The organism is Pseudogemmobacter sp. W21_MBD1_M6, from assembly GCF_052119585.1.
Lineage (GTDB): Bacteria > Pseudomonadota > Alphaproteobacteria > Rhodobacterales > Rhodobacteraceae > JBGQOJ01.
Map to the genome: position 1 here is coordinate 93,942 of NZ_JBGQOJ010000001.1, position 18,176 is coordinate 112,117.

The 18,176-nt window shown below is 62.2% G+C and carries 1 protein-coding gene (only partly in view); it reads right to left on the reverse strand.

Annotated features, from left to right (window positions below; translation table 11 throughout):
- On the reverse strand, positions 1 to 18,173 hold the 5' end (the start) of the coding sequence (locus ACEN2R_RS00355; protein ID WP_442038060.1) for a DUF4347 domain-containing protein. The gene continues 21,514 nt to the left of window position 1, outside the view; the window shows 18,173 of its 39,687 coding nt (coding positions 1–18,173); the start codon lies at positions 18,171 to 18,173; its stop codon lies off the left edge, out of view.
- Positions 18,174 to 18,176: the final 3 nt, after the last annotated feature.

Sequence of the window (18,176 nt, forward strand, 5' to 3'; positions counted from 1 at the left end):
GGCAGGCCGATGTCGAACGGGATCGCCAGTGTTGGCAGCGATGGAAGGGTCGGCAGGGCCAGATCGGGCAGGTTGAAATCGACCTTTGGCAGGTCAAGACCAAGGTTGGCAAGCGAGAAGCCCCCCAGACCAAAGTTCAGCGACGGCAGATCGAAATCAAACCCGAAATCAGGCAGGTCGATTTCGGGGAAATCTATGCCCGCCGCAGACCCGCTGAACGTCAGGGGCAGGTTGGCATAGAACCCGATGCCAGAGAAGCTGGTCGAGATTCCAAGGCTCGCAGCCCCCGGAAGTGGCGAGGTGTTGATCGGGGCGAAGGTGACAGTGCCCTTGGTGATAAAGTCCGCCGGATCATCCGACAGGCCACGCACGCGCAGGGCGGCATAGATCGGGTCGGATTTCAGGTTTTCCGATACGGCAGTGGTCAGGATGTCGTCAGCAGCGTCAAGGGACGCAGCAGTGACCAGCACATGCGTCGCACCCGCAGCCAGATCAACACTTGGCGTCTTGATCAACAGCGTGCGCTTGGACGTCGACAGCTTCATCTCTGCGGATTTGACAATCACGCCATTGATGGTCACGTCACCGGAATCGAGCGCGTCCAACGCACTAAGGGCGTCTTTTTCTGTCGTCACCCCGTCGGGGTCCTTGGCAAACTGGTAAAGCACGCCATCGGCCGTCACAGTCACCTGCGTGACCGTCGGGGTGACAACAGTGGTTGGAACCGCGTTATTTGTATCGACAAAGCCAAACGTCGGCGCGGTGCCGGTATAAGCCACGGCATGTGCCACAGCCGCATCGGTCAGCCAGGCGACAGAGACAACACCGCCCGCCGCATCCACAGACAGAACGCGGAAGCTGGAACCGCCGGTGGTCAGAAGTTGGCCGGGTTGAAGGGCGCGCAGGCTGTCCAGATGCGCCTTTGCCTGTAAGGCCGTCGTCGGGGCGGTGGCGGCACCCAACATCAGTTGCAGTGTCGTGCCGTCGGTTGAAAGACCCGCATCGGTCAATTTGAACGTCGTTGCAGGGCCGACCACATTTGCATTGGCGGTCAGCGGCAGGCTGACGCGAACGCCGGTGCCTTGTGCAACCGGCTTAAGGTCGCCAATGAACAGGACCGTCAGAACTGTGTTGGTCGCGGTGCTGGTCGTGCCCAGAACAACCGCCTTGAGGCCGGCAATGGTGATTTCTGTGCCGCGCATCGGCATGTCATCCGCATGCAGCACTTGCGAGAGCTGAACATTCGCCTGCCCGCTTGCGGGATTCAGCGCGATGGCGTCTACCACGACAGGAACCTGAACAACCTCGACAGCGGCGATGTCGATCACCTTTGTCGTGCCGGATGCCGAAACGGTAATCGCTGTGCCGGTGATCGATGTAACCGTCGCGCCGTCGATCAGGGTCAGGTCAATGGTTGTCCCCGACGCGGCAGATACACGCCCCACCACACCGCTGCCCAGAACGATCAATCCGCCCACGGCAGGCTTTGTGTCGGCAGTCATTGCCACGTCAAGGGTCAGCGTCAGGGTGCCGGAACCGGCGGAAGTCACGGAAACCGGACGCAGCCCCCCCTCCAGCACGGCAGAACCGGCCACGGCAAGGCTGGAACCGTCGGACAGCAGCAACATGCCGGTATCGGGCGCGGCGGCCTGCCCTGTCGAGGGCCAGCCGACCAAGGCGGTCGTCGTCAGGTTGGATGGCGGCTGATCGAACCACATATCCAGCACGAATGTGCCGGCGACGTTCGATATGACATTGCCAAAGGCCGCGCCGGTTTCGGTGGTCTCGACCAGCGTCAGCGCGCCGCCGACATCGGGCACGCCCGAAATCCGCTTCAGCTTCAGCACGCCATCCCCACCGGTGGCCGTCTCGGGCAAGAAGGCTGTGACGGTAAAGACCGCCCCGCCCTGCTGCACCAATGTCTTACCGACAAGCGAGGTGTAATCGCCCGCCACATTGTACAGCGTCATCGTTCCCGCATCTATGGCGATCCGCGCCGTGTCCTGCAACGCGACCGAACCGCTGGCAAAGCCAAGGTCGATTTCGCTGGTGCCGGTGGGCGTGAACGACAGTTCCTGAACCGTCAGCGCAAGGCCGGTGTCCTGGCTGACAAAGACCTGTGCCTTGGGCACGGAACCGATAACCGCAGAGGTGTCGACCTTGAACAACAGATCGAAAACCAGATCGGCAGAGGCATTGACCGTGGCCGTGCCGCCTGCCTCGAAGGTAAGCGGGCCAAGGCCGAAGCCAAGCGCGTCGGCCAGATCGGTATCGTCCACATCCACGCGGAAATCGCGGGTATAGCCGTAATCCATCAGACGGATGGTGGTGCGGACCTCGCCACTGACCGGGTCGGTGACAAAGGCGACGGTGATATTGTCATCGGCTTCGGCCCCGAAAACCGAAATCATCGCATCGCGAACGGCCTGCTCTACGCTGCTGATTGCCTCGGCGCTGTTCTCGCGCAGCGCGACAAAGGCATCGCGCAATTTGCCGATACCAGTCATGTCATCCAGCGACTTGCCGATCAGCGGAATTTCCGCGTCGATCAGGCCGTCGCCGCCGTCTTTGCCAAGGATCACATCAAGGGCCGCAATCAGTCCTTCGATCACATCGGCATAGCTGAGCGTGTTAAGGCGCTTCATCCCGTCGGAGGACAAAAGGGTCTGATAGCCATCGGTCAGGAAGTCGACCAGATGCGTCGGGATGCTGATGTCCGGCGCGGTAAAGGTCGTGCCGTTGAAATCCGCACGCGCCGATACGACCGCCACTGCCGAATCGGACCCGAGCGAGGCAACGACCGGCAGGAAGAACCCAAGCGAGCCTGTCGCGTCGGCGGTCACCGAGAATTCGGTGCGTTTTTCAACCAGTGTCTTGGTCGTGGCCGTCGGCGACACCGCGAATTTCTGTGCGCTGTCCAGTTCGACGGTCACACGGGACGAGGTTGCGCCCTCGACAATATGCGTCACGGTGCCGGTCGCGCCGGTCACGGTGTCGACCAGCTTGGACCCGACGTTCAGGTTCAGCGCGGATGCAACCGTCAGCGACTGCATACCCGCGACATCCATCGGCGCGGCAAGCGGCGTGATGCCGGTGCTTAGCAAGGACAGCGCGGTCAGCGTGACACCGGACCCAAGCAGGGTCGCGGGCGTTCCGGCCATCAGGTCATCAAACGCAAGCGTCAGCGGTCCGGTTCCGACGATGTAATCCCCATGCCCCGCGACCTCGATCAACAGCGCGTCGGATGCGGACAAGCCGCTGGTGATGTTGAAGCTGAGGGTTGCGGCACCCAAGGCGATATTTGTTGTCGCGCCAACGCCAGCGCCACCGCCCGCTGGCGGACGGCGGTGCACCACCTTGGTGGCCGTCGACAGCGCCGCCAGCAGGGTCTGGACCTCTGCATTGGTCAGGACATAGGCACCGTCCACATTCGCGGTCGCGAAGGCTGTGCCCGTCGTGTCGTTCAGGTAAAGCTTGTCACCCGCAACCGATGTCACACCTGAAACTTCGATCAGTGTCTCTGCCAAAACATCGCCCAGCGTGCCGCCCGCAACATCGGTCGCGCCACTGCCCGCAAGGTAATAGGACACGCCCGCCGCCGGCTTGAAGGTCACAGCCCCCACGCCCACGATCAGCTTGTCCGCCGTGGCCCCCAAAATCGCCGCACGCAGGACGGACTCCGCCTTAAGCGCTGCACCGGGCACAACCTGGATCACCGTCGTTTTGCCCTCGATTCCGCCCGCAGGCAGCGAACCGAAGGTATAAGGCGTGACAGATTGCGCCGCAGTGATGGCCGTGCCGTCACCGCTTAGCGCGATACTGATGTAGTTTTCGGTATCCGATCCGGTGTCCAGACCGACAGAGATCGAAGCCTTGCCGGGCAACCCGGTGACCGCCACGATGCCGGTGCCAGCCGTAAGCACCGACGACAGACTTTGCACCCGAAGCGCGAACCCACCGCCGCCAGTTGCGGTCAATCCGGTGACGCCAGCAGCCAGCGCACGCAGATCAACGGTGCGTCCGACGGGATCGAACCCGGCCACTTCGAACCAGTTTGTGCCGTCGTTCAGAATGCCCAGCCCGGGCAACCATTCGCCCACGGGGATGGCGTTCGACACGGCGACGCGCAAAACGGTCCGCCCCGGCGCGGTCTCGATCAGAGCACCTGCATCGGCAATATCCAGAACCGGTGCATATAGCGTGTCGCCGTTCACCGGCTGACCCGTGTGGCCCACGGCCTCCAGCCAGAAACCGCCGGTATCCGCACGCACGACTTCGAACCAACGACCCGAACTGTCGATCAGATGCGCACCGACCAGCGGCGTGCCGGTCAAGGTGACGCGGGTGCGGGTCTGCACATCGGTCACGCCAGAGGTATCGGTCACGGCAGAGATGCCATAGCCGATCGCACCGGCCCCGGCCGCCGCCGCCAGATCGCCCAGCAACACGCGGGTGCCATCGGCGAACTCGACAACGCGGTCGATCAATTCATCCGCCGCAGGCACGCCGGTTGTTACAACCGTCGCCAAAAGCGCCGTATCATCAGCAGATACGACCTGCCCGACCCAGCCAGAAGTCACGCCACCGATCAGATCGCCCTTGCCAAGGTACAGCCCTGCGCCAGCGCTTAGATCCGCACGGATTTCGCCCACGGCGGGGCCACTGGCGGTTTTGATGTCATAGCCAAGCGCACCGATCGCGCCAGTCGTATCCACGTTGTGGATGTATTTGGTGTCGGAAAACACATTCGCGGTCGCGCCCGAAGGTGCCAACAGCGTCAATGTTGCCGTCTTATAGTCCCATCCGGTGACAATGCCGAACGAACCTGTTGCCGCGTCAAAGGGCAATGCCTCGGGTCCGGCCACAACCACCTGACCGACGGAGAATGTGTTCTGGTCGAACATCGTCGTGGCAGACCGGGTCAGCGTGACGGTCTGCAACTGCGCCTCGGGGTTCGAGGACAGCCAGATCGCACCGCCATTGATGACGAGTTCAGGAAGATACGAACCCGCGCCGAATTGGGTCAAAAGCGCCGTTGCGTCAGCGGAAAGCCCCAGCGTCGCCGCGCTGGTCTGCGACAGACGCAACCCGAACGCCAGATCCAGACCGGAGGTATCCATCAGACGCAGTTCTTGCGGGCGCAAGCCGCTGCCGACAAGTTCCAGATCCAGCGAAAGATCGGCAGTGCCGTCGATCCGCAGACCAAGGCTGATCCCGTCACTCAACGCCGAGCCGGAAATCGGTCCCAAATCGCCGATGTCCCCCAACGAGACGTTAATCGTCTGCGTTTCCTTGAAGATTTTGCTGTAATTGACAGAGACTTTCAGAATCCAGTCCGCACTGGTGGCCGCCTCGACATAGCTGATCGTAAGGAAATCGGCGGGCAGGCCCGGAATATCACCAAGGCTGTTCAGCCAGACGTCGATCGGGTCACCATTGTCGGCGGGCAGAAGATCCAGAACCGCAGACAGTGCCGTCTTGACTTGCGTCAGGTCGTCAAGCGATTGATTAACAAACGGAATATCCGCCGTCAGCAGGCTGGCCGCGGGGCCGTCACCCGATGTCAGCGCCTCTATCCCTGTGCGCAGATACCCCAACAACTGTGTCGGCGTCAGGTTGGCAAGGTTCCCCAGCGCGTTCTGAAGCAGGTTGATTTTGTCCCCGATGAAGATCGCGAAATCCAGATCGGGCGTGAAGATCCCCAGATCGACCGGCGCGGCGGCAATCGCGGCATACTGTAGATCGCGGATCAAACCCGTCAAATTCAGCTGGTCGAAAGACGTGATATCGACCGATCCATTCAGATGGCCGATCTCTTGTCCGATGAAATCCGCGTTGGCCGACAGATCGACCGAAAGCGAGGCGTCAAGCCGTGGCTGCATCGCGGCCAGTTCAAAGATCGGGGCGACACCCTGACTGATCCGGCCCTCGTTGATAGAGGTCTTGATCGTCGCAATGTCTCTTGCCTTCAGCGCCGCCTGCAAATCGACATCGGTCGAGTCGAGGACAAGCTGAACGGTCCCCGCAGCCCGGTCAACAGACAGAATCCGCCCATGGATCTGCCCCGCGCCGAAGGTCAGCGTGGACTGATCGCGGGTCTGCGCCTGGCTTACGCCGCTCAGCGCGTCGAGCAACGCGGTTGCCTCCGGCGTGGCACCAAGGGTCAGCGTATAGACGAACGGCAAGTCGGCCGCGCCATACAGCTTCGGCTCTTCGACCACAGTCGCGCCGGCGGCAAGGCCGGTCACCGTGATGCCGGACCATGTGCCGGTCAGCACGTTATCCGCCAGAACCAGACCGATGGACCTGCTGTCCAGATCGGCGGGCAGGATCACGGCGGCGGCAAGGGACATCTGCGTCGTGATGCCGTTTTCCTCGTAGGTAAAGCTGAGCTGCACATGGCTTGTGCCGTCGAATTGTCTGGCGTTGACGGTGTCCAGATCCAGCGTGACAACGCTGTTGGCGCGGGCGCCAATCGTCGCGTCATAACGCGCCTCGCCCACAACCCGCAGCAGGGTATCGCCCACGGCCACTTTGGTCGTGCTATTGCCCGTCTCGCTGAGCAGCATCTGCTCGCCGCCCGCCAGAACAACACCGATCCGGTCTTGTCCCAGATCAAGCCACTGCGCAGTCGTGGTCGCAGGATCGTTCATCAGGCGATCAGAGGCGCTGATGTTCACCAATTGCGCGGAAGAGCCGGTCGAAAGATCGCTGTCCAGCGTGACATAGGTGATCTGACCGCTGCCGCCTGCGGCAACATCCGTCACGTTGGCCCCGTCGGCAGATTTCAACGTACCGCTGATAACATAATAGGTGCCACCGGCAACCCCGCCGCCATCCAGACCATATGTCAATGTCGCCTGCTCGGCGCCGTTGGTGCCGGTCAGGGCAATGCGCCCGTTCTGGACAGAGGCGGAAAGCGTTCCAACCGCAGGCACATCCACGCCCAGCTTCATGGCGATTTCTTCGGCCACGGCGCTAAAACTTAGCGTCAGGCCGCTGTCCGCACCAACATAGACCACAGGGCGCAACAGCGCCGTGTCGTTTGCCAGACTGCCCAGCGAGCGCTGCGAGGCATCCGCCGACAATGCGCCGCCAAAAACAAAGCGCCCCGACAGGCCGACGCCCGCCTCAAGGCTGGCGGACAGTTCGGAATTCAGGATTCCGGTCAGCCCAAGTGCCTCGTCCAGATCAAGCGCAAGCGCCTGACGCGCGACAACGGCATTGTCGAAATCCAGACGGATTTCAAACCCGCGCAACGGAACGGACCCATTCCAGGGATCCCCCGGCAGCGTCGAGAACCCCAGCGTAAAGACCGGCGGCGTGTCCCAACCGGCAACAGAGGCAATGGCGTCATTGACCAGCTTTTCAACCGTCAGGACGCTTTGTTCGAATGGTCCGGTGATCGTGCCCAGAACAGCGTCAATCGCCGTGAAAATTGGCGTGATCGGCAGGATATCATCCAGCGAACGACCGACAAAGGGGATTTCCTGCGCAAGCAGCGACGCCGCCGTATCGCCCTTCATCCAGTCGCGGGCGCTGTGCACCATCGCCAGAAGGTCATCCATCGTGAACGAGGTAAAATCATCCAGCTGCGGCATCAAAAGGCTGCGCAGGTTTAGGTCAGCCGGCACGTCCAGCATCGCGATGTCGACCAGCGGCGCACTTGACGCCGAAACGCCTGCTGCAAAGCTGCCGGTCATGCGTGCGGCCTCGAAGCCCTCGATCGCCTGCAAACTGTTGCCAAAGGCGCGGGCAAGCGACAGCCCCATGCCAAAGCCCGCCTCGATCTGCGTGGCGAATGTTGCCGTGTGATCAACGGTGATCGCAAAGCGCGCGCCGATATCGTCCAGTTGCGCGGCAAGGCTGCCGGTGCCAAGCACGACATCCTCGCTATTGCCGAAGGCAACAGAGGCATTCTGCGCCACCACGCCAAAGCTGCCAAGGCTGCCCGCGTCGATGGCGAAAGAGATATTTGTGGGCGCCATGCCCGCCAGTGCACGGATCTCGAAGGGGGTCGCCACCTCGCCATTGTCCAGCGCACGGTACCCACCGTTTGCGATGTCTTCGACGACAAAACTGATCACCGGCTGGCCACTGGCAGCATCCCAGCTGAGTTCCAGCGTCAGGTCCAGATCAAGCGCCAGCGCATAGCCGATCTTTGTTCCATCCAGCGCCTTGATGCTGAGCAAACCAAGGTCGGTCAGACCGATCAGATCGGCAAGGCTTTGGCCGTCGATGTTCAGATCGGACAGATCCAGATCTAGCGCCAGCATGTCCGACAACAGCCGCGTGCCCTTGATATCAAGGATCAGCGCGTCCGAAACAGCCCCCCCCGTGACGGCCTTGGGCTTGATCGACACAACCAGATCATCGGGTGCAAAGCGCAAGGGATCGCTGGCGTCGGTCATCGCGTCATGGATCAGCGCCGCGCCGAAATCAAGCGATTGATCCCGCGCGTCGGTCAGGGCGGCGATGGCCGCCTTCAGCGCGGATTTGATGCCTGTCATGTCCTCGACGGACTGCCCGATGCCGGGGATAACCATATCGACAAGGCCGTCCTGCGTGTCCAGATCGCCCAGAACCAGTTCAACCGCCTTGGTGAAACCGTCGCCCAGACGGGTGATGTCGGTCCAGCCCGCGGCCATCTCGACCAGCGCCGCACCGGCCCCATTGAACGCATCGCGCATCGCCGTGATCAGCGTGCCGCCGTCGAAACGAAGCGTCGGCGCAACGGTCGTGCCGTTCTTGATCGAGGCGGAAAGCGTCGCGGTATCCAGCGTCACAGATCCGTTCGGCAGGATCGCGGAAACCGCGCGAATGTCCAAAGACGCATCCGCCTTGAACGCAAAACCTGTGGTCGGAACAAGCCGCGACGCCTCGAACTGGGGCACGATGCCTTCGTTGTCGGGCAGGCCATCGTCCAGTTTCAGCCGCAGCGCGACAAGCGCCAGTTGCTTTGGAACAGTCCCGTGGTTGCCGACCTGAACCTGCACGTCGCCCGCGCCGATCAGCCCGGTTTTAAAGTTGAACAACTCTTTCCCGGCGGCCAGATCCAGCGAAAGATCCGCCGCGATGCGGGTCGAGAATTCGTCGACCAGTTCCAGCGGAATCGTTTCCACTGCGCTGATCGTATGCTGTGCGCCGCCCTCGAAGGTGATACTGTCGCCGACGGCCAACGCGCCGGTCTCCACCATCAATCCCAAGGCCCCGCCGCTGACACCCCCGGTCGTGCCACGGGCGATGACAACGCCATTCCGGGTGGCCGAAAAGGCCTTCCCCGCCAGCGCGCCCGGGTTGCTTGTCGCAAAGCCGGACCACTGCACCTGCGCACTGCGCATATCCAGATCAAAGCGGAACAGCCCCAACAGCGGATCGCTTGCCGTGCCAAGGGTCAGCGCGGCGTCGATGAGAACAGCGGTGTCCAGCACCAGGGCCGTAACCGGCTGACGCGCGGCATCCAGCGTGTCATGGACCATCTGTACAGCATCGGCTTTGTCGAATGCCTGATCCCAGACCACTTGCGCCAGCATGTCGATACCGGCACCGGCACTTGCCGCAGGTGCGCCAGTGCTGTCCACATAGTTCACACTGCGGATCACACCTGTCGCAACCGTTGCAGCGCTACTGTCAAGCAAGCGCAGGCGGCTGCCCTCTTCCAGCGTGCCGATCGCCTGATTGGTCAGGCGTAAGGTCGACGGTTGTTCGACCACGCCCCCCGTGATGTTCAGCATCAGGCCGTCAATCGGTGGCACTTCGGGGGTCGGCAGGCCAAGGAAGGCCGCGAATTCCGACAGGTTGATCGTGTCGACGGGCAGCCCTGTCGAGGGGGCCCTGATGCCGATGACAACGCTCAGGCGGTTCGGGGTGCCCGCTGTCATTTCCGCCGGGGCCTCCAGCCGGATCGTCAGCGGCGAATTCGCAGGCAAGGCGGCCTTCAGGATCGCGTCCATCTGCGCCACGCCGGTTGCGGGGGCTGCAGCAAGGATCGCGGCGATCTGTGCCAGCGCGGTATCAATGCCCAGCAATTCACCAAGGCTTTTGCCGATCAGCGGCAGTTTCTGGTTCAGGATGGATGTGCCCGTCGCGGCAGAGGCATCGTTGAAGATCGCGGCAAAACTTTCCGAAATCGTCGCCGCCAGTTCGTGCAGGTTCAGGTTTTCAAGCCCGGTCAGCGCGCCATAGCGCAGCTCGGCCAGCGAGGGAGGCGTAAAGTCGAGCGCGGCCTCGATCACCTTCTGCGCACCCGATGCAACGGATGCCGGAAGGGCTGCTTGGACCGCCAGCGTCAGCGTTTGCGTGACGCCGTTCAGGGTTGCGGCGCTGTTCAGCGTTTGCAGGTTGAAATCAAGCGTTGCAAGATCCAGTTCCGGCAGGAAATTCGCAACGAAATCCCCGATCAGCGGATCGAATTCAGCCGCTTTCGCGATCAGATCCGCGCGCAGGGTCACGCCAAGGCCCGCCAGCGCGGTCAGGTCCAACGTTCCCGCCGCCAACAGCGTCGAGGCGCTATTGGCATATCCCGTCAATGCGGCAATCGCCGTCTGAAGCGCCGCAATTCCGGTGCTGACGCCGTCAAGTCGGGCGGTGACCGAAGCCAGATCAGGCGCGGCAATCGCCGTGCCCGCAACAGCCGTATCCAATGCCGTTTGCGCCACGGCAACCTGCGCCCTGGCTGCCGTCACCTGCGCTGTTGTCGCGCTCAGCTCTACACTCAACGCGCTCAGCGTCAGGTGCAGCGCATTCACCGTATCTACTGCGGAACCCACGCGTGTTGTCGTGTTCCCCGCCGCAATCGCAAGCGCCGCACGCAGCTGGTCACCGGCGGTAATATAGGCGTTCTGCACAACCGACAGCGCCGCCTCGGACAGGGTGACTGCCTCCATCAGGCTGCGCATCGTGTCAATGCTGATGTCCACAGCCGTGCGGGTGGATTGGGCGTAGGACAGCAGCCCTGTCAGGGTCGCCGTCGCCGCCGTTGTCACCAAAGACACCGCGTCTGCCGATGCGCGCAACGCGGTCAAACCCGCTGTCAGACCGGTCGGTGCGGTCAAACCTGCAGCGACCGAAACAATGGCGGATGCCTCGGTCTGAAGCCGTGCAACCTGCCCGTTCAACATGGTCAGCTGCGCAATAGCAGCGTCAAAAGACGCCAGAATGGCCTGTTTTGACGCCAAGGGTTCAGAGGCGGGCAATGCGACCTGCGCGGCGGCGCTGGCGACCGCCTGTGCAGCGATCGCAATCCGCTCCTCCAGCGACGCGCTGGTTGTCAGCGCGACGTCAAGCCGTGTCCGCAGCGCGTTGAACGCCTGTGCCGCCAGAACCGTTGCGCTATCCGCGCCGGTCGCGGTCACCTGTGTCAGGATCATCGTCGCCGCGCCGATCCGCGCGGCAAGCGCGGCGGCCTGCCGTGTCAGCGTCGCAAGCGCACCCGATGTGCCGGAAATATCCTTGGCCGCACCATAGGCGGCACTCGCCGCAAGCGCATGCACCGCAACTTTGGCGTTCAGGGCCACCAGAATGTCCAGCGCGGTTGCGGCATCTGCCTTTGCCGCGTTGAACACATCTTGCGCCGCGTTTTTCGCCGCAGCCGCAGCAGCCTGTTTTGCCTGTAGCACCAGATCGCCGGTATCGCGCGTCAAACGGGTATCGGCATTGGCCAATTCCGTTTCGGCGGCTGTCAGAACCCGCGCCGCACGCTCCAGCGCGTCAAGGCTGGCCATCGCGCCGGTCATCGTTTCAGGGCTAGCGTCGATCACCGCCTGAAGACTGTTCAGCGTCACCTGCCCCAGCGCGACATCCAGCGACGTCCAACCCGCATCCGCGCCACTGCTGAGAACAAAACTGCCCTTGTCACCAAGCAACGAGATTTCGGCGGCATTCAGATCAAAGCTGGCGACTTGACCCGTCGTTTCGCCATCAAGGGCGATATCGACCGTCGAGGTGCCGGTCCGCGACAGGCTGATCGTGCGGTCGGTATCGTCCAGTTCGGTCAGCGCTTTGGTGGTCTGGCCCGCAATCGTAAAGGCGATCTGACCGTTCTGGCCACCAGCCAGCAAAATATCACCCGTTGCCGAAATCGCGATCTTGAACCGTGGCTGCACGAACAAAGAGGCGCCGCCGGTCAATACTTCGGCAATCTGCGCATCGAAATCGGGCGCATCGGTCGTCAGGCCAAGAAGGGCCGCAAGCTGATCGCGGCCCATTGCGGCGCGCGCAGTGTAATCCACCTTGATCGTCGGCGCGTAGATCAGGATCAGGTTGCCCGACTTCACGTCATAGGTGAACGTGATGTAATCGGGATGTTCGGGATCGGTGCCCGCGCCTGTGTTGAACACCGCCGCCAGCGCGGCAGAGGCCCCGTCAAGCGTGCCGTCCTTCAGCGTGTCGTTGACCGCCAGAAGGTCGCTCAACTGCGCAAGTTTCAGCACATCGGCCAGCGCGTTGGCTCCGCCATTGGTCAGAACATCGGCAATGCTGAACCCGCCAGAGAACGGCACCTCGACCTGCAACAGGTCATTGAACAGTCCGGTTTCGGTGGTCAGCGCGGCAGACAGCGAGTCCACCGCCGCCTTCACGTCGCCCGCAAAGCTAAGGGTGCTGGCGCTGCCCGGCAATTCGTCGATCAGCCGCCCGCCAAAGTCGACTGTGATCGTGGCGCCATTGACTGTGCCGTCGGTAAAGCTGGCGATGCGCTGCAACGATGTGGCATCGGCTGGCAGGAAATCCACCGTCAAGGCGCTGGCACGGCCACCCGCAGGCGGGGTCAGCAGCACGTCAAATTTTGCGGTGCCCGACATTTCGGCCTGCACACCACCCGAGAAGTCCACCGCACCCGAGGTTGGCGAATACACAAAGCGCGGCGCGAACGTCAGCCGCAGCGGGTCGGCGACATTGTCGAAACGTTTGTCCCCGACAATGATGTAATCCACATTGCGGAAGTCGATGAAATCGCGTGGCGCGGCCAAGGTGGTCGATGTCAGCTTGAAGCCGCCGTTCACCTCTGACAGTTCGACGAAGGGCTCGAACTGCCCCCCGATCCGCTTCATGCCGAAGTCGATTGTGATGTCCAGATCGGCTTCCAAACCGAAGGCATAGCCGTCGACGTCCATATTGACGCCGAACAGGTCGATGCCGATGGCCGACAGGTTGAACAGGTCGTTCCGGTGGAATTCGTCCACCGATTTGGTCAACGTGATCAGATCGGCAATCGACACGCGGTAGCGCACCTCGTCCAAAAGCTTGCCATCGGCAGAGCGATCCGTGGACAGGTCCAGCAGCGTCGAGGAAGACCCGTCTGCCGTCTGCGTCAGCAGCGGCTTCGTGGTGCCGTCTTCTGCGCCGCCAACGCGGGTGACGCCGACCATGGCGTCAAGTTTCAGGGCTAGCGCATCAACAAACGCGGCAAGGTCGCCGGTGTAATCGGCGGTATCCAGCGGGTCGATGTTGCCGCTGTAGGTCGCAAGGCTGTCAAGATGCGCGGAAATTACGCTTGCCAGATCGCCATAGGCAACGCTGGTCTCGGGATCGTTCAGCAGGTCAAAGAACGACTTGCCATTCAACAGCGGAATGGGTGCCGCCATAAAGCTGCTGACGCCATCGGACGACGGCACAGTGCCCTGCAACAAGCGGTCGAATTGCGTGCTGCCAGAGGCGTCCGACAGCCAATCCGAGATGAACATGTCATCTGCCGAAAACAGCAGGTTCGACATTTCCCATTCGGCATCGTTGACCAGCAACAATCGCGGATCGTCAAGCCCGGTCTGGCCAAAGCCGTTGGCGGTGAACACAGGGGTGAATTTCGGCCCTGTGGTGACACCGGCCACGGTTTTCGGCTGATACTGGATGGGCAGCGTCAGGGTATATGTGGCGGCGTCCGCTCCGGTTTCGGCCGGCGCGATCAGGGGCGACGCGCCCCCGATCAGGGTGATGCCGTCTGTTCTGGTCTTGGTGGTGAATCCGATGTTCAGGTCAAACACCGGGGTCAGGATTTCCTGCTGCCCCAGCGTGCCAAGGTCGATCTTCAGCTTTGCGGCCGGATCGGTTTTGTTGGCGTCGTTCGCCGTCAGGGTCAGGCCAAAGATATCCTTGCCCGCAACCGTCTCGAACACCGTGTCGAACACAAGTTCGCCGTCGGTCACGCCGTCGGCAACCGTATTGTGCTTGATCCGCGCCCGCACGGCAGAGGTCACCTTTGGCGTCACGCGGTACGCTGCACCCGACAGCGCCAGCGTGCTTAACCGTGCGAAATCAATCACGAATTCCGGCAGGTCAGCGTTGATCGTCAGATCAACGGTCAGGCCCGCATCGGTGTTGCCAGCATTGACCGTGGCCAGGGCATAATCCGTGCCAGCCCCCAGTTCTGCCAGCAAAGCGGCCAGTGACGTGACGCCCGCCCCCTGCGCGTCCAGCTTGGCGGACAATGCGTCCACCAGCCAGTCGGTCATATCAATGCCAGAGGTATCGCGCATGATATCGACAATACTGACCCCCATCGGCGGGATCAGCGCCGACAGTTCCGGCGACGCGCTTAGCGCATCCAGAAACGACTGACCGACCAATGTATCAAGGCGGCGTAATTCCAGCGTGTAAAGTGCATCGCGCTTTGTGGCATCGAACAGCCCGTCGGTGCCGGTGTTCACCTTGCGCATATCCTGCATCGCGGTCATGCCGGAATAGGTCAGGGTATAGGTGCCATCCAGCACGCCCTCGGCCGTGGTTCCCAGAACCCCGCGCGGGTCGCGGAAATCAAGATCGAAGTCCAGCGTGGCGGTCAGATTCGTCGCTGTCCAAACCCCGGATGCAAGCGTGGTCGTCTGCGTCACGCCCAGCCGCAACGAGGCGGCATCGACAATCGGGTCGCCCGGCAAGCCATTGGCAAGCGCGATGCGGCTGCTGTCAGCCGATACAACATCAATGGCCAGCGTAACGGCAGCGGCACCCTGCGTCACCGCTGTGTCGCTGAGCGTGGTGGTGAATTTCAGGCGGGCACCCAGATGCGCGTCCACCTTGCGTTCGCCGACTTCCGACAGGATCGGCACCTCGCCCCAGACGCCACGTGCGCCAAGGGTATCGTCCAGAACGATCCCGTTCAGGTCGATGTCCAAGACACCGTTCTCGAACGACAGCGTGATCGCCTGATGCGCGGGATCAGCGTCGATCAGGTCATATCTGCCGAAGGCCGACAGGCCGGTTTCTTCGTCAAGGGCGCGCTGTAGCGCGTCGTCAAGGTCGTTCTTGATAACGGCATCTATGCCACGATTGCCCCAGGCACGGGCGATCGCATCGGACAGGCTTTCAAATCGCTTGAACAGGCTTCCGTCTGTATCCCCCAGCCCCGCCAGATCGGACAGGGTAACCAGATCTTGTGACTGCCGTTCAGCCAGTGTCAGACCGTTGGCGGGTGCCGCGTTGGCATCGCCCAGCAGATCGCCAAATCCGGTTTCTGCGGTTTGGGCGACAACCTCGCCCTTGCGCAGCACCAAAAGCTGGGTTTGTGCCACGTCGGCCCGATCCGTCGCAGGGGCCACAGGGGCCTTCGTAACGGTCTCTTGCGGCTTGACCAGATCCTGCGCCATGCGCAACAGACCCATCAGCGCCATGCCGTCACGGCCCACGGGATGCTCTGTCGACAGGCGCGTTTCCAGCCCGTCCAGCCAAAGGTTCATCGCGGCGTTGCCCGCACCGGCAATCCGAAGGGCCGTGAACGGGTTAGAGTTACCCAACAGCTGAGCTGCGTTAATCGCGTAGACCGGGGTGCCGGTTCCAAAGCCGCCCATCAAGTAGTCATGGGCAAAGGCATCGGCCAAAAGGCTGTCGCCAAAGGTCAGTGGCGTGGACTGGACCCATTCGTTCTCAGACATCCCCGAGGCATCGCCAGCGGTCCGCAGATAGACACGCAACTGGTCGATGTTCGCCGTCGCGGCAACGGGGAATGCGGTTGTGTCAAAGGTTTGCAGGTCAGCCCGCTGCACCAGAATTGCGACATCCGTTGCACTGGCAGTCACCGTCAATATGCTGCCCGACACAGACAGGGTCGCACCCAGCGTTGCCGCAAGGTTCTGCACCGCCGCCGAGGCAACAATCGCGTCGGCCAGTGTTCCGGTGCCGATGTTCACCGCAACGCTGGTTCCGCCCAGCGTCACATTCCAGACCGTAGCCGAAAGGCCGGGCAAGATCAGTTCAGCGGTGGCGGGCAAGGTAAAGGTATTTGTGACGCCCGCCGCGACAGTCGCGCTGGCGCCACCGCCGGCAGCACTGCGCTGAAGCGTCAGTTGTGTTTGATGGCTTTGCGTCGCAACACCGGCCGCGTTTACAGTCAGGCCCAGTGTGATATCGCCGGTCGCCACATCCAGCCCCGAGGCCAACCCCGCAGGCAGACCCGTCCAAGTGCCGCGCAGGGTCGTCGACAGGCCATAGGTTTTGGCAACCAGATCAATTTTGGCAGTGATGTTCTGCACCAGACCAGCCACACGGTCGATCAGCAAAGACAGCCCCCCAAGCGGGGCGCCCGCAACCAGATCAGCCGTCAGCGCAGAGCCAAGCGCGGCCCGGAATGCCGTGCTCGTGATGCCCTCTGCCGCCGCGACAAAGGCGCGATTGGCGCGCAGGCGCGCGGTCTCGTTTCCGACATTATCCAGATCGCTGGCCGCAATGCTCGTTTCGTTCTCGATCGCGTCGGTTGTCTGCTCCAACGCCACCAGGCCAACGCTCAACGCGGCCTTTTCGAGTGCGGCAACAGCGGTTTCCAAACCACCCGCCAGCCACGAAATCGGGTCTGCATCGGCAAGGGGGCCGGTCAGGCCGGACGAGGACGCAAGCGCCTGCCATGCCGTGCTGGTTGCAGCACTCAGACCTGCCAGAACCTGGCCGGAAGACAGGCCAAGTGATGCGCTTTGCGAGGCGTCCACCAGAACGGCGGCGTTGCGCAACGGCATCTGCGAGGTCGTCTTTGTCAGGGCGCCCAGTGTCGTCGCAGCAACCGAGGCCGCGAATTTCAATGACCCGAAGGCCGTCGCAGGGGTCGCAAACGCGCTGCGCGCGGTCGGCGCGGCAAAGCCCATGTCGGACCAGTTCGTCAGCGCAAGCGCAAGACTTGCGTCAAAGGCAGGCTCTGCCGGAACGGTAAACTCTCCCGTCAGCACAAAGCCGATATTCAATTTGCCAGCCACAAGCGTCGCCTCGACCGAGGACAATTGCCCCCCGAATGTGACCGCCTTGATGCTGTCCAGAATGTTGTTCGCGCGGGCGACGTTGTCGGCAGCCGCAAGGCTGTTTCCGGCATGTGCCGCAGACTGCAGTGCTGCAACCAGCGTGTCCGCCGTGCCACCCGTTGCAAGCGCCCAATTGCCCAAAGGTTCTTTCAGCGCAACCGCATAGGACGCAAAGAATTTGTCGATATTCGAGGCGGTTGGATTGTTGTTGGTATCAACCGGACCGGGGTCAAAACTGACCACGAACGCCGCCGCGTCCGCCGTCACAATATCCAGCGTTCCCAAGGCGTTGCCCAGCATCAGCGCCGTGGTTGACACATCACCGCTGATGAATTCCAGATCCCAGTCACCCGCCGCGCCCGTCGCGTTGACAGAGGCCGCGACATCGGCACCCGTCAGCGCCGCAAGCCGCTGCGGCAACATGCCCTGCGCCAGATCGCACGCATACAGCATCAGGTCGCCGCCGGGCTGCAAGCCCTTGATCAACGCCATCACGATGGCATCGTCGGCCGCGACATTCTCGCCCATCAAACGGTCGCCGACCACCTGACCGGCATCGGACCCGTGGGTCAACCAATGCACCGCGTCATAGCGCACGCCGCTGCTTAACGCCGCGATGATATCCGCCTCGGAGCTGACCTCGATGACGGTTTTGTAGGGGTCAGAACCAAAGCCGATATCGGCCAGAGCCGGCTTGATCATGTCAAGCGACCCCGCAGATACGTCCAGCAACACCAGTTCGATCGCCGTGTCCGCGACAACCGCATCCTGTTCGATGGATTCACCGGGCAGCCGGTCATCCTCGATCGAGCGATAGATCGCAACGTCTGGTTCGTCCGCGATGTCAGGCGCGTAGGGAATAAGATCAACGGAAAGAAGTATCCGGTCTTCAAGTGGTTCGATCGCTATTTGACGGCGTGTCGTGGCAGACCCGTTGTTCGCACCGAAGATCTTGTTCATTCC